We start from the raw sequence: 25391 nt of genomic DNA, 5'->3' as shown, positions 1-25391 counted from the left end.
CGGAACACATGCGGTGCGATTGCCGGCTGTAGACGACGCAACGTTGGGCAGTTCTTCCATTGTGGCGTCTTCCTCACCACTACAAACTTCCACCGCAAGTTGCGTTGACTCCTCGTTAGCCCTGCGATTTCCATGGAGATACTGAAGAATGAATCGATGGACCCTTTGCTCCGCCGCAGCTGCCGCAGCGACCGCACTAAGCGGCTGCAGCCTGATGTCGAAACTGGACACGGTATCGGGCACCGAGGTGACCCAGGAGAAGTTGAAGAGCTTCCAGAAGGGGAAAACAACTCGCCAGGAGGTCATCGCGGCTCTCGGACACCCACCACAGAAATCGGAGGTGCTCGGCAACGAGGTCTGGACTTATCCATTTACTCGCATCACGGCGATGCCCACGTCGCCGAACGTCAGTGAGAGTACGGTCTTCGAGTTCGACAAGAAGGGGGTACTGCTCAAGGCGTACAAGACTGGCGGCACGCCAGGGAAGAGCGGGAATCCCATGCTCGACGCGGCGGGGATGTAGCGGCCTCCATCGAGGCCACCGCTGCACGCAGCCTGAAAAGGACGAACGGCTGCGATATATTTCTGTCCGGTTTTGGTTGCAAGGGGCAACCACCCGGACAGAGATCACCGCCATGGAGCAGGAAGGCTCGCTGAGCTTCTTTGAATTGAATCGCCGGCTAAACGAGATGCCGGAGTTTGACGCTTCGGCGCCGGGCTCGACCAAGAGAACCCTTTACGGGTTCGCGATCAGTTTGTTTGCTTACTGCTGCAGCTTTCTTATCCAGCACCTCCCGCTGTCGGCTGAGGCTGAGGTGACGGCCTTATGCGCCGTGGTCGCGGTGGAAATTATTGGCGTCTCCATGATCGTCTGGTACTCCCGCTCGGAATTCCGCGGCGTGAACAGGCCCGTCGTGAACTTTGCGAAGCAACTCGACCACGATCTGCCGCATCACTTCGAACTTATTGCCTGGTTGCAGAGCCAACCGCTGCATACATTGAAGCGTCACGCGTCCATGGCCCGCTTTCGCAAGGAGCGCTTCGCTCAGAAGCTCCCACTGATCGCCGGCAGCATTCCCACGTTGGGCCTGGTGCCCGTCGCGGTGGCGCTTTACTTCCAGATTCGCGAACTCGCCGCCGGGCGGCATCCAGGCATTGTGGATTTCGTGGCCGGATTCATCATCGTCCTGCTGTATTTCATCAGCTGGGTCTCAGCATTGATGAAGTCTCGTCTGGAAGGCATGGAGATGTACTTGCAGACGGCCCTCGAGGCGAAGCGAGGAGACTGATATGGCGGCGAGAGGCAGGACTAGTCCGCAGCCCCGTCATCACGCTCACTGAGCCGATGCTCGTAATAGACATCGATAGGATCGTCGAGGATGGCGTCCTGCTCGGCGAGACGATGCGGATCGGGATTCAGCCAGGTGTCGAGGTATTCCGGCTTGATGGCGATGATGCAGCGGTCGTGTCCCGCCGCCCGGACTTCCGGCGGCGGCCGGCTGATGGCGGCGAAGGAATAGAAGCCGGCCTCGGTTTCCGTGGGTTCGCTGTAACGCCACAGACAGGCCAGGAACATCTCCTGCACCGGCTCGGGACGAAACTCCAGTTCCACCGACGACTCGCGTTCGCCGGGTGCGAGCGAACGATGCTGAAGATCGTGCAGCTTCACCGATTCGAAAAAGCGGCTCGCCACGATCACCGCATGGTTGTAGCCCCACAACTTCCGGCGGCATTCCTGGCCTCCTCGTCTTCCGGAAGGGCCGAGGCCAGGAAGGCATTGCGCATGGCCTTGGGCACGGCACTCATCCACGTGCCGGCTTCGGCAGCCCAGCCAGCGAATTCGGCGAAGGCGCGCATGTCGAGGGTGCCGCCGAAGCGTTGGTAGGCGCGGAAGTCGGCTAGGATTTTGGCGGAGTAGCACATAACGCCAGGTACCTGCGCAGTTGATGGCGAAACTGCGAAAGCTCATTTGCCCAAATGTGCTCGATATCGTGTCAAGCACCGGTCTTCTTGATCACCCCATTGCCCCCTCTTTAGGTGTTTGAGATTATTCTCGCAAAGGGGGCTTCGGCCAGACGCAATGCCGACGGGATATCAAAAGTGGCCTACTGGTGGGTAAATCACGGCCAGTCCTGGAAGGATGAGACCGGCCAAGGAGCCTTGTGGTCCCCGATTACGCGCAGCGACGGGGGGCGCCATGAGCCTTACGACAACATGAGGCTTGTCGAGCCAGGTGACATCGTCTTCTCTTTCGCAAATACGATCATCGGGCACGTGGGAGTCGCCGAAGGTTCTGCCATCCCCCACCCTAAGCCACTGTACGCCAAAGATTCGAATTGGGGTGCAATGGGATGGCTTGTGCCGGTGGCGTTCGAGCCGCTCTCACGCGCCTTTCGACCCCGCGACTACATAGACGTGATTGGGCCACTCTTACCTAGAGTTGGAGTCACTCCATTGCTCAAGGACGGGCGCGGCACAATGAATTACCTAAGCGCGATCTCTGATGAGCTTGGGGAAAGCTTACTGGCTATCGGCGGTCCTATAGACATTGCAAGCCGATATTATTCAACCGGGCTTGATGCAGAACTCCAAGAGATCGCTGACGACTCCACGGTTTCAGAAACAGAAAAACGACAGCTACTGAAGGCGCGCGTGGGGCAAGGAATTTTTAGGAAGAAAGTTGCGGCCAGGGAGCCATGTTGCCGCGTAACGGGAGTCACGGATTTATCCTTGCTCCGCGCGAGTCACATCAAACCCTGGAGATTGTCTACGAATGAGGAAAGATTGGACGGCTCTAACGGCCTTATGCTCTCGCCCCACATCGATCTGCTGTTCGACCAACACCTAATTTCATTCGGGGAAGATGGCTCCCTCCTAACTTCGCCGAAGCTTGACTCCATAGTACTTTCTCAGTGGTCGATCACGGAGGCATATAGACCCAGACCATTCGCCATCAACCAGGAAAAATATTTGCAGATTCATCGCAACCTTACTCTCGGTCGAATCAATTTGCCGACCGGTTAGCCACCGGTGGATCAGCCAGTACGGACGCGTATGCGAACCCCTAATTGCCACCAATGCGCCAAAGTTCAAGCGCGCTCAAGACTGGCTAAGGGCTCGTTTCGGCTTCATGGATTCATATACATTCCCCTTCTGATCAGAACCTGATCTCTTGCGTATGACAAGCACCCTGATACCCATCAACTGAATAGCCGGCCTGATGGAGGCATATATTAAGGAGTGAGCCGCTCCGGGAGGAACACGGTGTCGCAAAAGATCTACAAATACTTCGCCCCTCAAGTGGCAGCCCTGGTAATCTCCAATAATCAGGCGGCGCTAAAGTGCTCGTTGCCGCGAGACTTCAACGATCCCTACGAGCTCTTCCTAACGGTAGATTACTCGTCGCGTCCGGACGCGCTCGCCGCCTACCAAGAACTAATTGGGACGTTACCCCAGCTGCCCACGACGTGCTTTTCTAAGTCACCTGCAGTCGTTCCAATGTGGGCACACTATGGCGCCAACGCCTCGGGATTTGTGTTGGAATTTGAGGAATCAATGCTTTTAGAGGCCTTCCCTAACAGCAAAATTGATGACGTCCAATATCAGGATGACGCCTCTCCTGACCTAACGGAAATGCTTTATCGCGCGCACGTAATCGGTAAACCTCGCTACACGTACTTTCTCCGAGGCGGAGTGTTTCAAGCCGCCTACTTCACGAAAACTACGTGTTGGTCTTATGAGGCCGAGCGGCGCATGGTCGCAAGCGATAGTGAGGTGCGCAAAGCAGGAGGGCTACAGATCCTCGATGTACCCGCCGACTGCATAACAGCCGTGATAGCTGGGGCCAAAGCGTCAACTGATTTACTCCAGATGCTTTCAGAGACCGCCAACTCTTACGGCTGTAGTTTTTATCGCCAACGCATCGGCCGCACGTCCATCTCGCCCTACTTTCTAGACCGCGGCGGCAGGGCCTATATATTTGATGGCTCGAGGATGTCACCGGCTTCCGCTTCTTGCCGGTCATGCAGCGAGCCGCTGAAATCAGGCCATGAGGTGTGTTCCTGGTGCCAGATCACTGACGACCAACGCTACTCAGCCGCCGCGCGCAATCCCTACCGTATGCTTGATCGCATCGGCCGTCTGGAGTCCTACATCGCATCTATGGACAAAATCACCGAGGAAATCGCTAGATCCCGGAGGGACCGCTAAGACTCCGCGCAGCACAGCGCAGGATGCCCTTTTCGTTGCGCCGACTATATCCGCTGCATTGGGGGCCGAAGTAATGTATCAGGCCTGGGCACAAGTGATGAAAACAGGACGTCGTGTCGGGATGGAATGCACCGCTCTGGCGTCCGAAGAGTCTACCAACAATCACGGAGTGAGCTGCGAACAGATGGCACTTTATGACTACATTTATGTCGACCTCAAAAAGGTCATCTCAGTCTATAGCCAGATCACCGGGGGCATCGTCGAAGTAGTAGAACACCAATCTGAACGAATCAGCACCGACGACAACAAGAGGCGATATGACTTTAAAGTCTTCAAACACGATGCCGGTGGGACTACATCTTCACATGGATCATCGAAGTACTCTATAAAGCCACACCATGCGCTACTAACCGAATTGGAGAAGAAGCTAGAGGATGAAGGGTATCTTCTGGATCTAAGCAGCCAGGCGCACACGGGAACCTTGAAGGATATGGAGGTTCGAACCAGACTCAAGAATACGTTCTGCGTAAAAGTTAAGGGTAAGGCGGTCATCGAAGACTACGAGCGACTCAAGCTCCAAGGAGAAGCGTTTCCGGACGTCGTAAAGCTTGTAAGTCGGAGCCAAGAATCAGCGGTAATTGATTCACCGGAATACCAGCAGATACTCGCACTTCTTCAGTCGGAAGAAACCACGCTCAATGATATTAAGGATAGGAACGAGCGAGCTCGACGCAAAGCACGTATGGAGGCGTTGAGAGCCCAGCTATCTGACATCATAAAAGCGGCTTTGGACACTCCTCACGTTGAGCAGTGGATTCTCGACGGTATGCGAACCTGGATCGATGCCTTTCTATCCGGCATTGTCAACCTAAGAATCTACCCACATCTCGACCAAGATGATGAACACGTTTTCGGCCATTTGAAGCGGGACTGCTTTGAAGACGTTGACCGCAATACTCTGCACTTCACCTACGGATCGATGCCAACAGAGGAACTAACTATGCTCGGCATCATCACCTCCGTACCCGACGCCGATCGATCAAACTTCGATCCCTTGCACGAGTTCTCGAAGGATGCTTTGGCCGACTATGAGTCGGTAGAAAATGCATTCCGGGGGCTTTTTCGTGGCTTTGACGGCCTCGAGCAAATGGTGCGAACTTGTCGTTATCCGCGGGTCCTACTATACCCCCTGACCGTGTACCGCAGCGTAGAAAGTAGTTTTTAAGCGCCGAACATTCACGCATCTCGGATCCGTGCCGCGCCGCGTCGCTAAGTTACGTTGACAGCATCGGAGGACGACACACTACCTCCGCAATAAGATCAATGATTCCTTATGTAACGCCCTTCGCTCGATCGGTCGCCGAGAACTAGCGTTTGCATGCCCAGCGCTCCCTCGGGCTCGACTAAGCCCTCCAACCTAACGTTTGAGGCGCGTTACGGGCAGCCGCTATTGGCAACCCACTTCGCCATTAGAGGGTTTCGTCACAAATTTAATCAAGTTGGCAGATCGAGGCCGCCAAAAGAATATAGCGACGCCACGGAACAATCTTGGCCGATAGCTCCCGTCTACTCCGAATAAGCTTCGATTGTGGCGAAGGACGCCATTCCAAGAGAGTCTATGGGATTTTCAGAAGGCGGATTCCCGGCTTCGGGTAAGTTTCGTCGCTGGCAGCCCAGGCTACCGTCGGTCGTGAGAGGCTCTAGATACCGCTTCGACAAATCAACGCAGAGCTAAAGAACCACGGATACGAAAATCAGGCATCTGCAAGAGCTCCGAGCCAGACGCGAATCCAAGATCCGTCGTTGAACTTATCGATAAAGAGAATCTTTCGTTCGGCGACCTGAGTCCAAGACTTATCAGCCGCCAAAAGAAGTCCTTTCAGTGCCTCAGAATTGATCATTTGCCGATCCATCGAGGCAAACCAGTGCAGGTACTGTCGCCAAGACAAGGCAGTCCAGGGCTCCTTTGTGCCCCGTCGAATAATGCTCAGAATCCGCATGGAATATGGGTTTTCCTCAACGATTTGCTCATTGATCAATCCCGCATGATCCAAGCGAGCGACGTCGGCGTCGCGCAGAAGCGTCAATAGCGAGGCATCGTTCCAATACGAATTCATACGTCCACCGGGATCCTCCTCCGTCCAACGCGCCATAGAAAAGCGACGAAGATTGAGGAATTTGCCAGAAGTCACATCGTGAGCCCCGGCCGCCTTCCATAGCACGACATCGTGATGACAGAACGCAACTTGGACGCGCATGGCGTCGCTCAATAGCCTAATCAATTCAATAGCGCCAACCAGAGCCCCGTAGTCTGCGAGATGCTCTCGCGGCGGCCTTGGTTCCTGGAATATTACGTAGAGGCGATCTACGGAGCTAGCTGAGAGGATCGAGGCTATTTGATGCGGGCGACCAGGAACAGCCAGCTCTTGAAGGGAAATAATCGCGGTAAGCAGCACATCCATGTCGCCTTGTTTACACTCCGCAGCCATGATGTCGGCAACTTCGACAACGGAGCTGTAATACTCGTCTGAGTAGACCTTTGGTACAAAGGCAGGAGAGCAGACAGCGTCGCTTCCAATATTCCGCGCAGCCCTAACTATCGCGGATGTCAGAACCCGCCAGTCCGCACTAGTATCTACGTTTACTGACTCATACGCGGAAGGCAGATAATCCCACTCACGCAGACATCCGCGTGAAGTTCTTGGATTATAGAATTGAGGATCGAAAACCACTTCGAGAGTGTTTCGATAGTCGCCGAGCCTGCGCAACCTTTCGATGACGGCTGACGGCGGATCATTTACGGGGCTTATGACCAGACCCGAAAATGCGCGAAGTTCGCTAATGAGATTCCAGGAATCGTGACCCAACTGCAAGTATGCTGCCATGCGTTACTCCCTGTTACTCGGTCAATCCCCAACGGCCTCAACCAAATCCTCGGGGCGCCGATATCGCTTTATCGGCCACGGCTCGAGACACTTTAGAAGGAACGAAAATCCTAGCTCCTGCAACTGAGCAGAGGTTTCATCTGGAAGCGACCGGCGGAGAGCGACCCGGGTAATAGCCTCCTGAACCCCTTCATTGGCCATCTGATAGGGATGGCGCCCGAGAATGCAAAATGCGAGGGTCAAGGCCAGATCGTATTGATCAGTCCGCCAATCAATTAGGTGCTTGTCGTTGTTCAGCTGTTCTGGCGCGGCGAAGAGAGGAGTACCTGGCCCTTGAGCTAGGAAGTCTCTCGTTAGTGACGGGGCATCTAGGACTCTAGCTATTCCGAAATCAGTAAGAACGGGTTCGTAGGTTCCCGCACGAAATAGAACGTTTGCGGGCTTAATATCACGATGTACAATTCTATTTTGATGCAAGTGACCTAGTACCCTAACTAGCTCCGTTGCGACGCTCCTCAGCTGAGGAGCGGACAATGTTGCGTTTGTCACATGCCATTCAAGAGTCCCTCCTCCGAGATACTCTTCGAGGAGAAACCAGAATTTTCTCCCGCCGACGGCGACCTGCCTAAAATCGAAGATCTTTGCGACTGCACGATCTGCGCACCGACTCAGTGCATTGACCTCGCGCACGATCCTCTGCTCAAGCTCGCCGTTGAATTCAATCAGCTTTAAGGCGAAGTCAGAATGGCCACGGGAGGCCAGGTGAGCAGACTTAAAGCTTCCCTCCCCAAGAGGCGTCTTAAGCACGAACCCTTCTGCATCACAGAAGTCTCTGACTTCCTTCAGAGAAAGATTGTTCATGTGAGCTGATCAAAGTGTCGATTCGCAGCCGCCGTAGCCCAAGCCAAAACTTTGATCTGCGGCTTTGCACGTATGTGGACGCAGACTTTTCCAGCTTTAATCGAGCAAAGACCAATTCCGCGTAACTCGAATTCCGAACGATGATCAAGCGGCCGCGCGATACGATCACGCGGAAACAAGACGTACACACGCTGAGCAAATGAAGCGTTTCGATACGCTTGATGGAATGCTCGCCGCCAGTCTGTCAATTTGGCCTCAAACGCAATTAAACCTTGAGTGCGTGTTCGAACAAGCACATCCGTCAGTCCCGATGGATGACTCCACTCAGTGACCACTTGCAAATGGCCCCAGCAGGTGCTCCCTCGCTCCAAAATCTCTACAAATCGAGAAACGAGCTCGGCTTCAGTCTGAAATTCTCTGTCGACAGCCGCCGTGCCACGATCAATTAGTCGGCTCGCCATTGCGGCGAGTCGTCTTTCAGCAGGTTCAACTTTAGACATAGCTTGCTTAACGAGGTCACTTCACCCGCACTTCGAATACCCACAATTCAAACAAGTCTGGCACCCATCCATCAGCACCAGTGCCTGCGTGTTGCACTTCGCGCAGAGGGTGGCGCCGGGCGGGAAGCCGGAGGCATTCGTGGTATCTGAGGCAGCCTGGTTATCGCCGGCGGAGCCGGCTCCCACAGGGGCAGCAGCCGCCGGGGCGGCCGGCTTCGCGTTGGCCTTCTCGTAGGCCGCGCGCTTTTCCGCGATGAGCTGGCGGGTGGCCTCGCTCATGTCGGGGTCGTGGATCAGGCCGATCGACTTCATGTGCTGTTCGATCACGGCGCCGATCTCGGCGACGATGCTGGGCATGTAGACGCCGCCGGCCTTGAAGTAGCCGCCGCGGGGGTCGAAGACAGCCTTGAGTTCTTCGACGATGAAGGTCACGTCGCCACCCTTGCGGAAGACGGCGGAGAGAATTCGGGTGAGCGCCACGATCCACTGGAAGTGGTCCATGTTCTTCGAGTTGATGAAGAGCTCGAAGGGGCGGCGCTGTTCGTGCTGGGTGCCGGCGTTCAGGACGATGTCGTTGATGGTCACGTACAGCGCGTGCTCGAAGAGCGGCGACTTGATCTTGTACGTGTTGCCGACGAGGGTTTCCGGGCGCTCCAGGCTTTCGTGCATCTGGATGACCTCGGCCACGGGCGTGGTGTCTTTCACCGGCGCGGGGGCGGGGGCCGCTGCGGCCTTGTCCTCGGGCTTAACGACGTTGTAGCCCTTGATCTTCTTTTCGATCTTGATCGCCATGACTCTTCTCTTATAGGTATCCGGCCCGGCGCATGCGCCGGGCCGGATGGGTACTACTTACTTGCGGCGGCCACGGGCGGCGGACTTGCGCGCCGACGTACGGCCGGTCTTGCTGGCAGTGGACCTCTTTGCCGCCTTGGAGGCGGTTTTCTTACCGACAGCCTTGCGGGCGGTCGTCTTGCCGGCGGCCTTGCGGACCGTCTTCTTCGTGGCGCTGCGGCCAGCGCTCTTGCGAGCGGTGCGGCCTGCGGACTTCTTCGCGACGCGACCGGCGGCCTTGCGGGCGCCCGTACGCTTCGTCGCGCCCTTGCGGGCGACCTTCTTCGCGGCAGCCTTGCGGCCGGCCGACTTCTTCACCGTGGCCTTGCGGGCAACCTTCTTCGCAGCCGACTTCTTCGCCGGTGCCTTCTTGGCAGCTGCCTTCTTGGCGGCGACCTTCTTTGCAGCAGCCTTCTTCACGGCAGACTTCTTGGCGGCCGCCTTCTTGGCCGGCGCCTTCTTCGCCGCGGCCTTCTTGGCAGCCGACTTCTTCACCGCCGCCTTCTTCGCGGCAGCCTTCTTGGGAGCGGCCTTCTTCGCCGCAGCCTTCTTGGCGGTGCCCTTCTTCGCGGCAGCGGCCTTCTTGGCCGGCGCACGCTTGGCAGCCTTCTTTGCCGCCGGGGCCGCCGGCATGGCCGTGGTCTCGGTGGATTCGGCGGAGCCGTTGCTCTGCGCGGCGGCCTTCTTCGGTGCCTTCGCCACGCGCGTGGTGCGCAGGGAGGGCTTGCTGGTTTCGTCTTCCACCGGTGCGTTCTCGCCCGGCGCCGGCGTGGGCTCGATCACCTTGCGGGCGACGGGCTTGCGCTTGACGACCTTCTTCGCGACTACCGGTGCCGGGGTCACGTCGGCCGTGCCGGCCTCGGTGTCCGGGGTGGTGCCGGCATCGCTGGTATCGATCGAGGACGTTTCGTCCTCGACGGTCTGGTTTTCGATCGACATACTTTTTTCCCTCTCCGCGGGGTCAGAACTTGCCGTAGTAACCTTCCTTCAGGGCATCGAAGAGGTTGGCGGCGGTGTGCATTTCACCGTCGTATTCCACCTCGTCGTTACCCTTCAGTTCGACAACGCTACCGTCTTCCAATTCGAAGCGATAGAGGGTGTTCTCGAGATCGGTTTCCTTCACCAGCACACCCTGGAACGCGGCCGGGTTGAAGCGGAAGGTGGTGCACCCCTTCAGACCCTGCTTGTACGCGTAGAAGTAGATGTCCTTGAAGTCTTCGTACGGGTAGTCGGTGGGCACGTTGGCCGTCTTGGAAATGGACGAGTCGATCCACTTCTGCGAGGCCGCCTGGATGTCCACGTGTTCCTTCGGGCTGATGTCGTCGGCCGAAACGAAGTACTCCGGCAGGCGGGTTTTCGGGTCGTCGGAGAACGGCAGGGCATCGCCGTTGATGAGGGCACGGTAGGCCAGCAGCTCGTAGCTGTAGACCTCCACCTTCTCCTTCGACTTCTTGCCTTCGCGGATGACATTGCGGGAATAGTGGTGCGCGAAGCTGGGCTCGATGCCGTTGGAGGCATTGTTGGCCAGGCTGAGCGAAATCGTGCCGGTGGGCGCGATGGACGAGTGGTGGGTGAAGCGCGCACCGGTTTCGGCCAGGGCCTCGACCAGGTCCGGAGCCACTTCGGCCACGCGCTGCATGTAGCGCGAATACTTCGCGTGCAGCACGCTGCCCTTGATGGTCTGGCCGACCTTCCAGCCGTCCTTCACCATCTCCGGGCGCTTGCGCAGCATGTCGCCGGTCACTTCATACTCGCGCGCCAGCACCGGGGCCGGGCCCTTTTCCTTGGCGAGGTTCAGGGCCATTTCCCAGCCGGCCAGGGCCATCTCGCGGGACACGTCCTCGGTGAAGGCCACGGCATCGGCCGCGCCGTAGCGCATCTTCAGCATGGTGAGGGTGGAACCCAGGCCCAGGAAGCCCATGCCATGGCGGCGCTTGGAGAGGATCTCTTCGCGCTGCTGCGGCAGCGGCAGGCCGTTGATCTCCACCACATTGTCGAGCATGCGGGTGAACACGCGCACCACTTCGCGGTATTCGTCCCAGTCGAAGCGGGCCTTCGGGCCGAACGGGTCGCGCACGAAGGTGGTGAGGTTCACCGAGCCCAGCAGGCACGAGCCGTACGGCGGCAGGGGCTGCTCGCCGCAGGGGTTGGTGGCGCGGATGTGCTCGCACCACCAGTTGTTGTTCATCTCGTTGACGCGGTCGATGAGGATGAAACCCGGCTCGGCGTAGTCATACGTCGAAACCATGATCATGTCCCACAGATGGCGGGCACGGATGTGGCCGTAGATCTTGCAGGCCACCAGGCCGTCGTCGCGGGTGACGTAGTTTTCCCTGGTGGGCCATTCGCGCCACACGACCTTGCTGGGGTCGGCGAGGTCGATCTCGCCCTGTTCCTTCACGTGCACCGGGAACACGGTGGGCCAGTCCTGGTCGTTCTCCACGGCGTCCATGAAGCCGTCGGTGATCAGCAGCGACAGGTTGAACTGGCGCAGGCGCCCGTCTTCGCGCTTGGCGCGGATGAATTCCTTGGCGTCGGGGTGGCTCACGTCGAACGTGCCCATCTGCGCACCGCGGCGGCCGCCGGCGGACGAGACGGTGAAGCACATCTTGTCGTAGATATCCATGAACGACAGCGGGCCCGAGGTGTGGGCGCCGGCGCCGGACACGTAGGCGCCGCGCGGGCGCAGCGTGGAGAACTCGTAGCCGATGCCGCAGCCGGCCTTCAGCGTGAGGCCCGCCTCGTGCACCTTCTCGAGGATGTCGTCCATCGAGTCGTGGATGGTGCCCGACACGGTGCAGTTGATCGTGGAGGTGGCGGGCTTGTGCTCCAGCGCGCCGGCGTTGGACGTGATGCGGCCGGCGGGGATGGCACCGCGGCGCAGGGCCCAGAGGAAACGCTCGTACCAGTGGGCGCGCAGTTCGTCGGTGGCTTCCACGTCGGAGAGCGCACGCGCCACGCGCTTGTAGGTCTCGTCCACCGAGCCGTCGACGGGCTCGCCGGTCTTCGACTTCAGGCGGTACTTCTTGTCCCAGATGTCATACGAGGCGGGCTGAAGCGGGATGGCCGCGGTCTCAAGCCCCATGGCTTGCGCACGTGCAGTGCTCATGAATGTGTCGTCCTCGATTGCTTGGCCTTTTGAAGGCCTTCTTATTGGCATGCGTCGGCGCATTACCGTCGACGGTCCCTCCCCCCCGGAGATACCTGTCGACCATCCCTGTCTTTCCTTCGCCAGCCTTTCAAAAAAGCCTTTGCCGACGAAGGTTTGAAGCTTGTACCTGACTATCCGCAGCACCAGCACTTGGTAAGTAGCGAACGACGGAACACAAGATGTTGTGGTTGCGGCCGGAGTGAACCTTAAACCGGCAAGGGGGCGATGTAAAGTATCCGCGACGTCCGTCTCAAGGTCTGAAACCCGCGGCGCGGGTTGTTGTCGAAGGCGCCGTTCCTCGTGCCCGGAGCACACCAGTCAAGGAGATTTCCCATGCCCGCCTCGCGTTACCGGCGAACCACCTTTCTCGCTCTCGGCCTTGCCCTGGCTTTTGGCCTGACATCGCCCGTCTTCGCCTCCCTGCCCCCGGCCGTCGACGGCCAGCCGATGCCTTCCCTGGCGCCGATGCTCGCGAAGGTCACGCCGGCGGTGGTGAACATCTCCACGAAAACCCGCGTGCGCGTGCGCGATCCGTATTTCGACGATCCGCTGTTCCGCCAGCTCTTCGGCGGCAGCGGCATGCCGCGCGAGCGGGTGGAACAGAGCCTGGGGTCGGGCGTGGTGGTCGATGCGGCGAAGGGCTATGTGCTGACGAACAACCACGTGGTGGGCGGCGCGGACGACATCACGGTCACCCTGCAGGACGGCCGCAACCTGAAGGCGAAGCTCCTCGGCAGCGACCCGGACACCGACGTGGCGGTGCTTCAGATTCCCGCCGAGCGCCTGCAGGCCCTGCCCATCGCCGATTCCTCGCAGCTGCGCGTGGGCGATTTCGTAGTTGCCGTGGGCGACCCTTTCGGCCTGGGGCAGACGGCCACTTCGGGCATGGTGTCCGCGCTGGGCCGCTCGGGGCTGGGCAAGGGCATCCAGAACTTCATCCAGACGGATGCCTCCATCAATCCGGGCAATTCCGGCGGCGCGCTGGTGAACCTGCGCGGCGAACTGGTGGGCATCAACTCCATGATCTTCACGCCGTCGGGAGGCAACGTAGGCATCGGCTTCGCCATCCCGACCGATCTGGCCACGGGCGTGATGAAGCAACTGCTGGTCTACGGCAAGGTGCGGCGCGGCAACCTGGGCGTGGAGGTACAGGACATCACGCCGCGCATCGCGAAGGCGCTCGGGCTGAAGGACACCGTCGGCGCCGTGGTCACGCGCATCAACGAGGGCTCGCCGGCGGAGAGCGCCGGGTTGCAGCCGGGCGACGTGCTCACCGCGGTGAACGGCAAGCCGGTGCGCGCGGCGCAGGATCTGCGCAACGCGGAAGGCTTGCTGCCGCTGGGCGCGAAGGTGCAGCTCACCGTGCAGCGCGAGGGCGCCACGCGCGACGTGGAAGCCACCGTCGCCGCGGAGAAGATCGCCACGCTGGATGGCGCCAAGGTGGACAAGCGCCTGACCGGGGTCACGTTGAGCGACCTGACGCCCGACCAGAAGTCGCAAGGGCTGTACGGCGTGGCGCTGAGCGGCATCCGCCGCGGCTCCGCAGCCGCCGACGCCGGGCTGCAGGACGGCGACATCGTGGTGGCGATCGGCCAGCGCCGCATCACCGGCGTGAAGGGCCTGCCTACCACCGGCTCGCTGGGCGGGCGGCAGCTGCTGCTCACGGTGGTGCGAGACGATGCGGTGTATTACGCCGTCCTTTGACGCGCTCGCTTTGTGTGGGAGCCCCGAGGCAGGCGAGCTTTGTGCAAGGGCCCCGAGGCAGGCGAGCTTTGTGTGGGAGCCGCTTCAGCGGCGATGGGTGCTCGCGGCAAGCGTGCCCGCTGCCGCGGAATCGCCGGCGTAGCCGGCTCCCACAACGGCATAAGGCCCGAGTCAAATGTGAAGGGCAATCCCTACAGCCTACGTTCCGTTTTCCGACGGCAGGATGCTGAACGATGTCAATGCTGCGCGCGGCGGCGGGATGCCCCACAATTGCGGCTTGCCAGCCTATTAGCCCCGTCCCGAGGTCCCAGCCGTCCATGTCTCTTCGTTTCGCGCGACTGTTCACTGCCACGCTGATCGGCCTTAGCGCCTCCGCTACCGTCCTTGCCGCCGCAGGCCCGCAGCTTGTCTGGCGCGGCGACATCACTACCGCGCGCGGCGTGGTTACCGACGTTGCCAAGGCCTGGGAGAAATCCGGCAAGGGCAAGATCGAACTCCAGCCGTTCAACACCGCCTCCGGCATCGACGCCGTGGTGAAGGGCAGCGCCGACCTCGCCGGCTCCGCCCGCCCCGCCGTGGGTGCTGCCGAGCAGTCGCTCACCTTTACGCCGGTGGCCTGGGACGCCCTGGTGATGGTCACCTACCCGTCCAACCCGGTCAGCAACATCACGCTGAAGCAGCTCCACGAGATCTACATGGGGCACATCACCAACTGGAAGGAACTGGGCGGCAACGACGCACCCATCAACCTCTATGCAGTGGCAAGCCCGGGCGACGGCGTTGAATACAGCCTGCGCCGTCTGCTCTTCGGCCGCGGCAACCAGCCCGTGGCGGCACCGCGCCTGTACGTGAACGTGGCGAAGCTCGAAGAGGGTGTCACCCTCGACAAGCAGGGCCTCGGCGCCAGCACGCTCGCGGGCGCATCGTCGAACAAGAAGGTGAAGATCCTCTCCATCGACGGCGTGGCGCCTTCCATGTCCACCGTGAGCAGCGGCGCCTATCCGCTGTACACCGAGCTGTACCTGGTCACGAACGAAACGGGCCCGAAGGCCGCCGAGGTGAAGGAGTTCGTATCCTTCGTCACCTCCGGCCAGGGTAGCTCGCTGCTCCGTTCGCACAGCCTCGTGCCGTATGCCGACGGTATGGCCCTGGCCTCGAAGGACGCCGCACGCCGCGCCGCCATCGCTTCGGCCGTGGGCACGCGCGCCAACGCCGGCCAGGCGATGACCACGCCGACCGCCGTCGCCGCCGCCCCGAGCGCCGCCAGCGTCGCGAAGGAAACCGCGCTCGCCAAGGCGCAGGTGGCCGGCAAGGGTGCCAAGGCCGCGAAGGAAACCAAGGGTTCCGTCGCGGCCACCACCGCCGAGCCGTCGAAGTTCGCGCGCGTGGTCGCCAGCGTCAGCACCACGGCTCGCATGGGCTTCGCGGGCGTGCGCTCGGAAGCGTTCACGATGTCCGACAACGCCAAGGTCGGCGGCCGCTTCGCCAAGGTGCACGGCGACGCCGTCACCGTGAGCGGCAAGCCCTCGGCGAAGGCCGTCGCCGCTGCCAAGCCGGATGCCTCGGAGAAATCCACCGCCGTCGCCACCCCTAAGGTGGCGGAAGCCAAGCCTGCGAAGGCCGCGCCGAAGGCTGCCGCCGAAAAGTCGTCGGCTTCGCGCACCTACAAGGTGGCGGCGGGCGACACGCTGTACTCCATCGCGAAGAAGAACGCGATCGACGTGAACAAGCTGCGCGCCATGAACGGCCTGAAGGACAACAACGTCCGCCTCGGGCAGGTGCTCAAAGTCGGCGCACGCTGAGCCGTGCCGGTTCGCGCCGTCTCGCTCGACCTCGACGACACCCTGTGGCCGGTGCTCCCGGCCCTGATCGAGGCCGAGCACTGCGTGAACCGCTGGCTCAGGGAACACCACCCGGATGTGGCGAGCGCATGGCCCATCGAGGCCATGCGCGAACTGCGCGAGAAGATCGCGCAGGAGAACACCCACCTCTCGCACGACTTCAGCGAGCAGCGGCGCCTCACCATCCGTCACGCCTTTGCCGCCTGCGGCATCGACGATGCACCGGTGGACGAGCTGTGGCGCATCTATTTTGCCGCCCGCAATGCGGTGGAACTCTACCCCGACACCCTGCCCGCGCTCGAGCGCATGGCCGCCCGCGTGCCGCTGGTAAGCATCTCCAACGGCAATGCCGACCTGGAAGTGATCGGGCTCCACCATCTCTTCCACACACGCCTGAACGCCAGCGGCGTGGGCGTGGCGAAGCCGCACCCGCAGATATTCCTGGCCGCGGCGGAAGCCCTGGACATAGCCCCCGCCGACATCGTGCATGTCGGCGACGATCCCCTGCTCGATGTGGTGGGCGCGCGCGAAGCCGGCATGACCACGGTATGGCTCAACCGCACCGGCGAGCGCTGGTCGCATGGACCGGCGCCGGACTACGAATTTCCAGACATGACCCATCTTGCCGACTGGATTGACGCGTCGGTGGCGACGGACCGCTAGAATGGTGGTTCACTGATAGCACGAACTCTTTGACGCGGCCGCACGCGACCGCGAGGCACGGGAGGCCTGATGTCACCGCTGATCGATCGCAAGTCCGGCAAACGCGCCGTCCCCATCGAAACCGTCGACGCCGGCAACATGGCGGCCGCCGAAGCGCGACTGGATGCGGCGCAACGCCAGTGGCTCGCATCCACCGGCTTCCGGCCGAAGCCGGGCGCCCTGGCGGTACTGCCGGGCGGCGCGGGTGAGATAGCGCGGGTACTGGTCGGTGTGGATCGGCACAATCCCCTGGCTGCGCTGGGTGGCCTCCCCTTCCGCCTGCCGGAAGGCATCTACGAGTTGTCCGCCGACGGCGTGTTCGAGGATCGCGAACTCGTCGTGCTGGGATGGGCGCTGGGTGCGTACCGCTTCGACCGCTATCGCTCGTACGAGCGCAAGCCCGCGCAGCTTCTGGTCACGCCGGCCACGATCCGCGCGCTGCAGCCGTTGATCGACGCCACCTTCGAAGTGCGCGACATGGTGAACACACCCACTGAGGACATGGGCCCCGAGCACCTGTCACAGGCGATCCATGCGCACGCGGAGCAGCACAAGGCCACCGTGCGCGAGTGGGTGGGCGACGAACTGCTGAAGGACAACTTCCCCACCATCCATGCCGTGGGCCGCGCCAGCCACCGCGCGCCACGCCTTATCGAACTCACCTGGGGCAAGGCCTCGAACCCGAAGCTCGCCATCGTAGGCAAGGGCGTGTGCTTCGACACCGGCGGCCTCGACATCAAGCCCGCCGACGGCATGCGCTGGATGAAGAAGGACATGGGTGGCGCGGCACACGCCATCGCCCTCGCCGGTCTGGTGATGAAGGCGAAGCTGCCCGTGCGGCTCACGCTGCTGGTGCCCGCTGTGGAAAACGCCATTGCCGGCAACGCCGTGCGTCCGGGCGAGGTGATCCGCACGCGCGCGGGGCATACCGTCGAAGTGGACAATACCGACGCCGAAGGCCGCCTGGTGCTATGCGATGCGCTGGCCTACGCGGTGGAACAGGCGCCGGATCTGATCGTGGATTTCGCCACGCTCACCGGTGCGGCGCGTGTCGCCCTGGGGCCGGAGTTGCCGGCTCTGTTCACGAATCGCGACCAGCTGGCCGACCAGGTGATCGGCGCCGCCGAATTGACGTGCGACCCGCTGTGGCGCTTGCCGCTGTGGCGTCCGTATCGGCGCATGCTGGAGTCCTACGTGGCCGACTTCGCGAACGCGGGCCCCTCGCGCCACGCCGGTGCGATCACCGCCGCGCTGTACCTGGAACGTTTTGTTCCCGACAACCAGAACTGGATGCACCTGGACACCTACGCCTGGAACGACGGCGACCGCCCGGCTCACCCGCGCGGCGGCGAGGCCCAGGGCCTGCGCGCGTTCTTCCGCTTTCTGTCCGAGCGGTATTCCTGAAGGCGCCTGGCGTTACGGCATGCTCGCCAGGCTTGGCCTTTCGCCACGTGGAGTTCGCCATGCGCCCCTCATCCCTGCCCTGCTCCTCGCCCTCGCCGCTCCCGCATTCGCCGACGACATCCCGAAGGTGCAGGCGCTCGGCGCCCGCCTGGAGCACTTCGACTATCCCTACCCCGTCACGATGTTCCCGGTGCAGAACCAGGGCCAGTCCTTGCAGATGGCCTACATGGATCTGAAGCCGGCGCACGCAAACGGCCGCACCGCCGTGCTGCTGCACGGAAAGAACTTCTGCGGGCCCTACTGGGCCGCCACGGCGGAGCACCTGCGCCATCGGGGTTACCGCGTGGTCATTCCCGACCAGATCGGTTTCTGCAAATCGTCCAAACCGCACACGTTCCAGTACAGCTTCCACCAGCTCGCGGCGAACACGCATGCGCTGCTCGCCAGCCTGGGCGTGGACAAGGTAACCGTGGTGGCGCATTCCATGGGCGGCATGGTGGGCGCCCGCTACGCACTGATGTATCCGCAAGGCGTGGAGAAGCTGGTGCTCGTGAATCCCATCGGCCTGGAAGACTGGAAGGCCAAGGGCGTGCCTTGGCAGAGCGTGGATGCGTGGTACGCACGCGATCTGAAAACCTCGTACGCGGGCATCAGGCGTTATCAGCTCGCGCACTACTACGACGGCCGGTGGAAGCCGGAGTACGACCGCTGGGCGCTGATGCAGGCTGGGCAGTACGAAGGCGACGGCAAGGAAATCTCCGCGTGGGCCGGCGCGCTCACCTACGACATGGTGTTCACCCAGCCGGTGGTGTACGAGTTCCCGCTGATCAAGGTGCCCACGGTGTTGATCATCGGCCAGCGCGACACCACGGCCATTGCCGAAGGCGCGCCGCCGGAAGTGCTCGCGAAGCTGGGCGACTACCCCGCCCTCGGCCGGGAGGCGGCGGCGCGTATTCCCGGCGCGAAGCTGATCCCGCTCGACGGCCTGGCACATTCGCCCATGATCGAAGCGCCCGAGCGGTTCTACAAGGCGTTGGACGAGGCGCTCTGAAACAAGCTGCGCGGCGGCGCCTATGACACGAAGGCGATCTCGCGCTGCACGGGACGAATCACGTAACCCACGGGCAGCCAGCTACCGCCGCCCGGGCCGCCGGGCGCGAGCGACACGGTTTCGAACAGCACCGCGCGCGTGTAGTGCGATACGAAGATCACGTTGAGATAATCGCCCGCGGGAAGTCCCACCGGGTCGCGCACGCGCGTCACTTCGAACCATTCGCGACCGACAAGCTGACCGCGGTCGAGACGGATCTTGCGCAGGTAGCGCACCCATTCCGCGCGCGGCACCATCTTCTGCATCATCGCGCCGGCCTCCAGCCACATGGCGTCGGGACGGCGGCCGTCGGACATGCGCACCCAATGGGTGGCGCAACTCACGGCGTTGTCCAGCGAGTTCGGCTGCGGGCCGAGCCGCGGTGCATTGCTGATGCTCAAAAGGGAACCGAACGCGTTCGTTCCGGGAACGCCGGTCGGGGCAGACTTTCGTGCTGGGATGGGCACAGTGGACATGGTCCCTCCTCCGTTATGGGGACATGCCCAGCTTCCGGTGCCCGCCGCCCGCTGCCAAGTCGGCCGGATGGGATACGCGTGTTGTCCTACCGGCGGCCGAAGGCCAGCACCTCGGAGGTATAGGTTTCCACTACCAGGCTGAAGGGCTGGTTGGCCTCGGTGTAGAGGACCGCACGGTGACGCAGCACCTCGTGCGGGATGGCCAGCGGCCCCTTGTGCGGCGGGGGCAGCGGCGCGTCCATCTCCCAGCCTGCGGGCAGCGGGGACCACAGCAGGTCAGCGTTGAGCGTCTGGCGGCGGAAGTGCAACGCCTGCACCACCTTGCCGAAGGGCTGGTCAGTGCTGTCGAGGATCCGGTTCATCTCCGGGGTAAGGCGCGAAGGCACGTACCAGTTGTCGGCCTCGGACAGCACGTGCTCGCCGCATGCCAGCTGCACGCGGCGATAGCGCACCGGCTCATCCGGGCCGATGCCGAGGGTGGCGCGCTCGGCGTCGGGCAACGGCTTGTCCTGCCCCTTCACGCGGCGGGCCAGGATCTTCGCTTCCGGCGCCAGGCCGTGGCCGCCGCACCAGCGTTCCAGCGTGAGCGTGGCGCTGGGGTGGCTGAGCAGGTCGGCATTGAGCGTCTGCAGCAGCGCCAGCGCCTGCGTACGCGAGGCCACGTCGTCGCTCCAGGGCTCGCGCGCCTGCGCGGCCGCCGCCATGACGGCAAACGAGGTGGCGGCAAGAATGGTACGGCTGTTCATTTGTAATCCTTCACGGTGTTCGTATGGCCCGGTGACCGCGGCGCTTCGTTGCATTTTGTGGGAGCCGCTTCAGCGGCGATGGGTGCTCGCCGCGAACGTGCCCGCTGCCGCGGGATCGCCGGCAAAGCCGGCTCCCACAAGGAGCCGTGGACCTGTGACAGCCATGCCCACATGGCGACGTCAGAGCCCCTTCGCCGCCTGTGCCACTGCACGGAACAGTGCGCGGCCCTTGTTCATGGTTTCTTCCCACTCGGCCGCCGGATCGGAGTCGAAGACGACGCCGCCGCCGGCCTGTACGTGCAGGCGGCCGTCCTGGATCACTGCCGTGCGAATGGCGATGGCCGTATCCGCATCGCCCCACCAGCCGAGCCAGCCGATGGCCCCGGCGTAGATGTTGCGCTTGAATGGCTCCAGTTCCTGGATGATTTCCAGCGCGCGGATCTTCGGCGCGCCGCTCACGGTGCCCGCGGGGAACGTGGCCTTGATCACGTCCATGTACGACAGGTTGTCGCCAATCTCGCCTTCCACCTGCGACACGATGTGCATCACGTGCGAATAGCGCTCCACCACGAAGGATTCGGCAAGCTCCACCGTACCCGTCTTGCTTACGCGGCCCACGTCGTTGCGGCCGAGGTCGATGAGCATGAGGTGCTCGGCGCGCTCCTTCGGATCGGCGAGCAGTTCCGTTTCCAGTGCCACGTCTTCCGCTTCGTCCTTTCCGCGGCGACGCGTGCCGGCGATGGGGCGCAGCACCACGCGGCCGTTCTTCAGGCGCACCAGGATCTCCGGCGACGAGCCGACGATCTGCGTGGGGCCGATGTCGATGAAGAACATGTACGGCGACGGATTCATCGCGCGCAGGGCGCGGTATACATCCACCGGGCGCGCGTTGAAACCGATGCTGAGGCGCTGCGAAGGCACCACCTGGAAGATGTCGCCGGCGCGGATGTATTCCTGCGCGGTGCGCACCATCGTCTCGTATTCGTCGCGGGTGAATGTGGATTTGAAGTCGGACTCGTCAAGCGCTTCCGGCTGCAGCAGTTGCGGATACGACACACCGCCCTGGCGCAGGCGGAAGGCCAGCGCGTCGAGCCGGCGCGAGGCTTCCGCGTACGCCTGCGGCCGCGACGGATCGGCATGCACGATGAGGTAGAGGCGGCCCTTGAGGTTATCGAACACCGCCACTTCGTCGGCAAGCATCAGCAGCACGTCGGGCGTGCCGAGCTCGTCCTTCTTGTCCCACTGCGCCAGGCGCTTTTCGATGTAGCCGATGGTCTCGAAACCGAAGTAGCCGACGAGGCCGCCGGTGAAGTCGGGCAGGCCCGGAAGCTTCGGCACGTCGTACTGCTTGCGGAGGATTTCGATCTCGCCGAGCGGATCGTCGAGGTGCCGACGTTCGACGACCTCCCCGCTTTCCTCCACTTCCAGCTCGTGTCCGCGCAGGCGATACACCCGGCGCGCCGGCAGGCCGATGATGGAATGGCGCCCCCAGGTGGCGCCGCCTTCCACCGATTCGAACAGGAAGGTGTACGGGCCATCGGCCAGCTTCAGGTACACCGACAGCGGGGTGTCGAGGTCGGAAAACACCTCGCGCACCAGCGGAATGCGCGTGTGGCCCTGCGCGGCGTAGGCGTCGAATTGTTCGCGGGAGATCATCGGGGGCGGGACTATGGGGGTAATTCTCGATTGTAGTGTGGGAGCCGCTTCAGCGGCGATGGGTGCTCGCGGCAAGGTTGCCCGCTGCCGCGGGATCGCCGGCATAGCCGGCTCCCACAGTGCATCGGGGCCCCGGCGATGTGCGTCAGGCCAGACGCTGGCGCGGCAGGCCTTTCAGGTGGAGGGTGAACGCCACGCCGCCGTCGAGGTTGCGGGCGCTGGCGCTGCCCTGATGACGTTCGGCCACGAGGCGCACCACGTACAGGCCGAGCCCCAGGTGCGGCGCGTCGCCGGGCGTGGCCTTGTCGCGCAGGCTCACCAGCGAGTCGAACAGCCGCCCCTGCATCGCCGCCGGCAGCGGCGGGCCCTGGTTGGCAAGTTCGATGTCCGCGCCGTCGGTCGTCGGGCGCAGGGCGATGCATATCCATCCATCCCCGGGGGTGAAAGACAGTGCGTTGTCGAACAGCTTGTCCAGCGCCTGGGCCACGAGTTCGGGCGACACGTGCATGAATACCGGCGTTCCGGGCAGTTCCACCTCCAGCCGGCGATCGCCCGCGAGCACCCGATAGCCTTCGGCGCAGCCGCGCACGATATCGGCCAGGTCGACATCCTCGGCTTCCGCGGCGGCAATGGCCCGCTCCATGCGGCTGGCCTCGCTCATGGCGCGCACCAGCGCCCCCAGGCGCGCCACGCCGTCGCGTGCGCGTGCCAGGTAAGGCTCCGCCTCGGCGGGCAGGCCGGCGTGATCGAGGTTGTCCAGCGACGATTTCACGATCGCCAACGGAGTGTTCAACTCGTGCGAGAGCTTCGAGGCCAGCGTGCGCAGGTAATCGGTATAACTGCCCACCACGTCGAACAGGCGCTCGAAGCTGCGCGCGAGATCGCCCAGTTCGTCGTTGGCGTCGGTCAGCGGGAAAGGCCCGTCGAATCGCCCGTCGTTCGCCTGCGCGCGCTCGGCCGCGTTGCGCAGCCGGCGCAGGCGAAACGTGAGCCGCGTGGCGAACAGCAAGAGCACGCCGCCTGCCACAAGCAGCACCGCGAAGCTGGTGATCAGCAGGCCGAACAGGGCCCGGTTCGCCAGCAGCGGCACGGCGCGGCTCGGCTGTTCCAGAAGCACCACGCCGTGCAACTTGCCGCGCGCCTCCACAGGCATCGCCACGGCCAGCACAACGCTGCTCCGCGCCTCGCCGGCACGCCATGCGGTGGCCGGCTTTCCTGCGATGGCTTCGCGCACTTCGGGAAGATCGATGCGGGGCGCGTCTTCCGCCCAGGCGCTTTCCGCGTCGAAGCGGGTGGCCAGCAACGAGCGGTACACCAGCGACGCGAACCAGCCGGGGCGCTCGGACGCGGGGAGATCCGGCAGGTCCAGCCTTCCGCTTTGCGCTACCAGCCAGGCGTCGGCGGACAGCAAGCGCACCCGCACGCCGTCCGGTGCCAGACGGGCCAGTTCCTGCGACAGCGCGGGGGAGAAGTCGACGAGCGGGCGGCTCTCGGCGCTCAGCGGTTCGTTGTCGCCGGCGGCGGCCACGTGCACGCCAAGTCCGAAACGATCGAGCCTGAGGCCGCGCGGCAACCGGAACTCCACACGGAAGCCGCTGCCGTCTTCCTGCCACTGCGCGTTGATGCGGTCGGGCAGCACGCCGGCTTCGGCGTCGAGCGCGATGGCGGTCGTCGGGCCCGGCGCCGCGCTGGCCAGCAGGTAGCGCTGCGCGTCCTCGCCGCTGGCGATGGAGACGATGAGATGGTCGGCGCTGAGCGCCAGCCGGTCGCCGGCGTCCGCACGCCGCCGCTGCGGCGCACGCACCTCCACGCTGAAATACAGCCAGTGATCGTCTTCGGCCAACATCACCTTCGCGTTGCTGCCGAAGGTCTGTGCCCAAGGGCTGAGGGACGCCCAGTCGTCGCCGTAACCGTCGATCGTGATCGGCACCGGCGTGCGCTGCAGGTACCACGCTGGGCCGGCGGGCGGCAGCGGCGCGTCCACCACCACGAGGCTGCGCGCCATCGCGCGCGCCGACGCCAGCAGGGCCTGGGCCTGCCCTTCGCGCAGCAGCGTTTCCATCTGCCGCACGTAAAGCCAGCCGGCAACGGGAAGCGCCAGCGTGCACAGTGCGACCAGGAGGAGTTTTTGGCGGAGGGTCATGAAGGGATGCCTGGGCGCGTGCTCGCCGCTATAGCGGCTCCTACATGTGTGTCGCTGTAGGAGCCGCTATAGCGGCGAGGCTCTTCACGGCGTCCAGCGATAGCCCACCCCGTGCACGGTCTCGATGGCATCGAAGTCCGGCGCCAGGGCCACGAACTTCTTGCGGATGCGCTTGATGTGCGAGGTGATGGTGGCATCGTCCACCACCAGTTCCGCCTCGCGCATGAGCTGGTCGCGATTCTTCACGTGGCCGGGGAAGCGCACCAGCGTGTGCACCATCCAGAATTCGGTCACGGTCAGCGGAATCTCGATGCCGTTCCACAGCACACGCATGCGCTCCGATTCCAGCTTCAGCGGGCCGTGCTCGATCACGGTCTCGCTGGCCGTGGGCGTCTTCAGCGATTCGATGCGGCGGAACAGCGCGGCGATGCGGGCGGCCAGTTGGTGCAGGCTGGTGTCTTTGGAAAGGTAGTCGTCCGCGCCGAGGCGAAGGCCCGAGATCACGTCGAAATCCGAATCGCGCGCCGTGAGGAAGATGATCGGGAGCGTGGCGGACTTCGCGCGAAGCTCGCGGCAGAGGTCGAAACCGCCTTCGGGCTCGTCGCCCAGGCCGATGTCGATGATCACGAGTTCAGGCAGGCGCATGGCGAAGGCGTTCGACGCCTCGCCCCGCGAGCCGTAACCGCGCGTTTCGTAACCGAAGCGATTCAGGGCCTCCACGTAGTTGGCGCGGATGAGGGGTTCGTCTTCGACGATGGCGATACTGCGGGCCATGGGGCATTCCGTGGATGGGTTCGGCGTGCGCAGCGTGCTATGTGCCCGCCCGCGCTGCAAGACCCGTACCCGCATTGCCCGCGTTTCGCCTCCCTGAACGCCGCCCGCAAGCACGATTCCGGCACCTTCGGCCGTGCACGAAGTCTTTGCCCCTCTTTTGCCATAAACGATCCGCGGATTGCCCTGGACAGGACGCCCCGCCCGCCGCGTGCGGCTTTCAACTGTGCATGACGGCGTGACATCCGGCGCCGGAGGAGAACCCATGAAAACCAAGCCCGACGCCGACAACACCGAACTCGAACGCGACTTCGAACCCCTGCGCGTTGCCCTTGCCCTGGGCGCGCTGCTGCTGGGCCTGCTTTTCGGCGTGCATTGACGGAGGCATGACCATGGATCTTTTCGACGACTTCGTGGAACC

At 62.8% G+C, this 25391-nt stretch carries 22 protein-coding genes; 10 read left to right on the top strand and 12 right to left on the bottom strand.

The features are described 5' to 3' along the window. Positions 1 to 214 precede the first annotated feature (214 nt). Both bamE and FHS47_RS00270 read left to right on the top strand, forming a co-directional pair. Positions 215 to 523 (top strand): outer membrane protein assembly factor BamE, encoded by a 309-nt coding sequence (bamE, locus tag FHS47_RS00275; RefSeq protein WP_167021798.1) that lies wholly within the window; start codon positions 215 to 217, stop codon positions 521 to 523. Positions 524 to 635: 112 nt separating this feature from the next. Further along, positions 636 to 1289 carry a hypothetical protein gene (locus FHS47_RS00270; RefSeq protein ID WP_167021797.1) on the top strand — a complete coding sequence of 218 codons (654 nt, stop codon included), beginning with the start codon at positions 636 to 638 and terminating at the stop codon, positions 1287 to 1289. A 20-nt stretch (positions 1290 to 1309) separates the two neighbouring features. On the opposite strand, the gene FHS47_RS00265 is transcribed toward FHS47_RS00270, so the two are convergent. Beyond that, a complete protein-coding gene (locus tag FHS47_RS00265) occupies positions 1310 to 1720 on the bottom strand; it encodes an SOS response-associated peptidase family protein (RefSeq protein WP_208381710.1) in 411 nt (136 codons plus the stop codon). Beyond that, positions 1696 to 1923: a hypothetical protein gene (locus FHS47_RS19520; RefSeq protein WP_208381709.1), complete on the bottom strand. Its 228-nt coding sequence runs from the start codon at positions 1921 to 1923 to the stop codon at positions 1696 to 1698. The genes FHS47_RS00265 and FHS47_RS19520 overlap by 25 nt, the downstream gene beginning before the upstream one ends. Positions 1924 to 2100: 177 nt before the next feature. On the opposite strand from FHS47_RS19520, the gene FHS47_RS19975 reads away from it, so the two are divergent. From FHS47_RS19975 to FHS47_RS00250, 3 genes are all read left to right on the top strand, one after another. Next, positions 2101 to 3024 carry an HNH endonuclease gene (locus tag FHS47_RS19975; protein WP_167021796.1) on the top strand — a complete coding sequence of 308 codons (924 nt, stop codon included), beginning with the start codon at positions 2101 to 2103 and terminating at the stop codon, positions 3022 to 3024. 240 nt (positions 3025 to 3264) lie between these two features. Then, positions 3265 to 4209 (top strand): DUF2971 domain-containing protein, encoded by a 945-nt coding sequence (locus FHS47_RS00255; protein WP_167021795.1) that lies wholly within the window; start codon positions 3265 to 3267, stop codon positions 4207 to 4209. A 73-nt stretch (positions 4210 to 4282) separates the two neighbouring features. Then, positions 4283 to 5434 (top strand): hypothetical protein, encoded by a 1152-nt coding sequence (locus FHS47_RS00250; RefSeq protein ID WP_208381708.1) that lies wholly within the window; start codon positions 4283 to 4285, stop codon positions 5432 to 5434. Positions 5435 to 5963: 529 nt separating this feature from the next. Here FHS47_RS00250 and FHS47_RS00245 read toward each other — a convergent pair. From FHS47_RS00245 to FHS47_RS00225, 5 genes are all read right to left on the bottom strand, one after another. Continuing rightward, on the bottom strand, positions 5964 to 7094 hold the full coding sequence (locus FHS47_RS00245) for a hypothetical protein (RefSeq protein ID WP_167021794.1): 1131 nt from the start codon (positions 7092 to 7094) through the stop codon (positions 5964 to 5966). A 21-nt stretch (positions 7095 to 7115) separates the two neighbouring features. Then, the gene (locus FHS47_RS00240; RefSeq protein WP_167021793.1) at positions 7116 to 7955 is read right to left on the bottom strand and encodes a serine/threonine-protein kinase; all 840 of its coding nucleotides are present in this window, start codon (positions 7953 to 7955) and stop codon (positions 7116 to 7118) included. Positions 7956 to 8476: 521 nt separating this feature from the next. Continuing rightward, positions 8477 to 9247 (bottom strand): NrdJb, encoded by a 771-nt coding sequence (locus FHS47_RS00235; RefSeq protein WP_167021792.1) that lies wholly within the window; start codon positions 9245 to 9247, stop codon positions 8477 to 8479. A gap of 57 nt (positions 9248 to 9304) precedes the next feature. Next, positions 9305 to 10225, bottom strand: coding sequence for a histone H1-like repetitive region-containing protein (locus FHS47_RS00230; RefSeq protein WP_208381707.1), 921 nt, complete (start codon positions 10223 to 10225; stop codon positions 9305 to 9307). A gap of 22 nt (positions 10226 to 10247) precedes the next feature. After that, entirely contained in the window at positions 10248 to 12395 is a 2148-nt protein-coding gene (locus FHS47_RS00225) for an adenosylcobalamin-dependent ribonucleoside-diphosphate reductase (protein WP_167021791.1), read from the bottom strand. Between the two features lie 489 nt (positions 12396 to 12884). On the opposite strand from FHS47_RS00225, the gene FHS47_RS00220 reads away from it, so the two are divergent. The 5 genes from FHS47_RS00220 to FHS47_RS00200 all read left to right on the top strand — a co-directional run bounded on the left by FHS47_RS00220 (position 12885) and on the right by FHS47_RS00200 (position 19139). Next, positions 12885 to 14141 (top strand): Do family serine endopeptidase, encoded by a 1257-nt coding sequence (locus tag FHS47_RS00220; RefSeq protein WP_247741288.1) that lies wholly within the window; start codon positions 12885 to 12887, stop codon positions 14139 to 14141. 317 nt (positions 14142 to 14458) lie between these two features. After that, positions 14459 to 15943: a substrate-binding domain-containing protein gene (locus tag FHS47_RS00215; protein WP_167021789.1), complete on the top strand. Its 1485-nt coding sequence runs from the start codon at positions 14459 to 14461 to the stop codon at positions 15941 to 15943. A 3-nt stretch (positions 15944 to 15946) separates the two neighbouring features. Continuing rightward, positions 15947 to 16645 carry an HAD family hydrolase gene (locus tag FHS47_RS00210; RefSeq protein WP_167021788.1) on the top strand — a complete coding sequence of 233 codons (699 nt, stop codon included), beginning with the start codon at positions 15947 to 15949 and terminating at the stop codon, positions 16643 to 16645. Positions 16646 to 16714: 69 nt separating this feature from the next. Then, positions 16715 to 18088, top strand: coding sequence for a leucyl aminopeptidase family protein (locus FHS47_RS00205; protein ID WP_167021787.1), 1374 nt, complete (start codon positions 16715 to 16717; stop codon positions 18086 to 18088). A gap of 19 nt (positions 18089 to 18107) precedes the next feature. After that, positions 18108 to 19139, top strand: a complete 1032-nt coding sequence (locus FHS47_RS00200) for an alpha/beta hydrolase (RefSeq protein ID WP_167021786.1) — start codon at positions 18108 to 18110, stop codon at positions 19137 to 19139. A gap of 20 nt (positions 19140 to 19159) precedes the next feature. Here FHS47_RS00200 and FHS47_RS00195 read toward each other — a convergent pair whose 3' ends face one another. From FHS47_RS00195 to pdsR, 5 genes are all read right to left on the bottom strand, one after another. Beyond that, positions 19160 to 19654 (bottom strand): DUF4019 domain-containing protein, encoded by a 495-nt coding sequence (locus FHS47_RS00195; protein ID WP_167021785.1) that lies wholly within the window; start codon positions 19652 to 19654, stop codon positions 19160 to 19162. An 86-nt stretch (positions 19655 to 19740) separates the two neighbouring features. After that, complete coding sequence (locus FHS47_RS00190; RefSeq protein ID WP_167021784.1) at positions 19741 to 20400, bottom strand: hypothetical protein; 660 nt, start codon at positions 20398 to 20400, stop codon at positions 19741 to 19743. Positions 20401 to 20580: 180 nt separating this feature from the next. Then, the gene (gene trpE / locus FHS47_RS00185; RefSeq protein ID WP_167021783.1) at positions 20581 to 22056 is read right to left on the bottom strand and encodes an anthranilate synthase component I; all 1476 of its coding nucleotides are present in this window, start codon (positions 22054 to 22056) and stop codon (positions 20581 to 20583) included. A gap of 145 nt (positions 22057 to 22201) precedes the next feature. Next, on the bottom strand, positions 22202 to 24199 hold the full coding sequence (locus FHS47_RS00180; RefSeq protein ID WP_167021782.1) for an ATP-binding protein: 1998 nt from the start codon (positions 24197 to 24199) through the stop codon (positions 22202 to 22204). A gap of 84 nt (positions 24200 to 24283) precedes the next feature. Then, entirely contained in the window at positions 24284 to 24973 is a 690-nt protein-coding gene (gene pdsR, locus FHS47_RS00175; protein WP_167021781.1) for a proteobacterial dedicated sortase system response regulator, read from the bottom strand. Between the last annotated feature and the right edge of the window lie 418 nt (positions 24974 to 25391).

It is taken from the genome of Luteibacter sp. SG786, from assembly GCF_011759605.1.
Lineage (GTDB): Bacteria > Pseudomonadota > Gammaproteobacteria > Xanthomonadales > Rhodanobacteraceae > Luteibacter.
Note: the sequence above shows the minus strand (reverse complement) of the source record. Positions and strands in the feature narration are given on the sequence as shown.

Bases quoted from the DNA above. Each gene is read 5' to 3' on its own strand.
- bamE (WP_167021798.1), top strand. From the start codon at position 215: ATGTCGAAACTGGACACGGTATCGGGCACCGAGGTGACCCAGGAGAAG.
- FHS47_RS00270 (WP_167021797.1), top strand. From the start codon at position 636: ATGGAGCAGGAAGGCTCGCTGAGCTTCTTTGAATTGAATCGCCGGCTA.
- FHS47_RS19520 (WP_208381709.1), bottom strand. From the start codon at position 1,923: ATGTGCTACTCCGCCAAAATCCTAGCCGACTTCCGCGCCTACCAACGC.
- FHS47_RS00250 (WP_208381708.1), top strand. From the start codon at position 4,283: ATGTATCAGGCCTGGGCACAAGTGATGAAAACAGGACGTCGTGTCGGG.
- FHS47_RS00245 (WP_167021794.1), bottom strand. From the start codon at position 7,094: ATGGCAGCATACTTGCAGTTGGGTCACGATTCCTGGAATCTCATTAGC.
- FHS47_RS00240 (WP_167021793.1), bottom strand. From the start codon at position 7,955: ATGAACAATCTTTCTCTGAAGGAAGTCAGAGACTTCTGTGATGCAGAA.
- FHS47_RS00235 (WP_167021792.1), bottom strand. From the start codon at position 9,247: ATGGCGATCAAGATCGAAAAGAAGATCAAGGGCTACAACGTCGTTAAG.
- FHS47_RS00230 (WP_208381707.1), bottom strand. From the start codon at position 10,225: ATGTCGATCGAAAACCAGACCGTCGAGGACGAAACGTCCTCGATCGAT.
- FHS47_RS00225 (WP_167021791.1), bottom strand. From the start codon at position 12,395: ATGAGCACTGCACGTGCGCAAGCCATGGGGCTTGAGACCGCGGCCATC.
- FHS47_RS00220 (WP_247741288.1), top strand. From the start codon at position 12,885: ATGCCTTCCCTGGCGCCGATGCTCGCGAAGGTCACGCCGGCGGTGGTG.
- FHS47_RS00215 (WP_167021789.1), top strand. From the start codon at position 14,459: ATGTCTCTTCGTTTCGCGCGACTGTTCACTGCCACGCTGATCGGCCTT.
- FHS47_RS00205 (WP_167021787.1), top strand. From the start codon at position 16,715: ATGTCACCGCTGATCGATCGCAAGTCCGGCAAACGCGCCGTCCCCATC.
- FHS47_RS00200 (WP_167021786.1), top strand. From the start codon at position 18,108: ATGCTCGCCAGGCTTGGCCTTTCGCCACGTGGAGTTCGCCATGCGCCC.
- FHS47_RS00195 (WP_167021785.1), bottom strand. From the start codon at position 19,654: ATGTCCACTGTGCCCATCCCAGCACGAAAGTCTGCCCCGACCGGCGTT.
- FHS47_RS00190 (WP_167021784.1), bottom strand. From the start codon at position 20,400: ATGAACAGCCGTACCATTCTTGCCGCCACCTCGTTTGCCGTCATGGCG.
- trpE (WP_167021783.1), bottom strand. From the start codon at position 22,056: ATGATCTCCCGCGAACAATTCGACGCCTACGCCGCGCAGGGCCACACG.
- FHS47_RS00180 (WP_167021782.1), bottom strand. From the start codon at position 24,199: ATGACCCTCCGCCAAAAACTCCTCCTGGTCGCACTGTGCACGCTGGCG.
- pdsR (WP_167021781.1), bottom strand. From the start codon at position 24,973: ATGGCCCGCAGTATCGCCATCGTCGAAGACGAACCCCTCATCCGCGCC.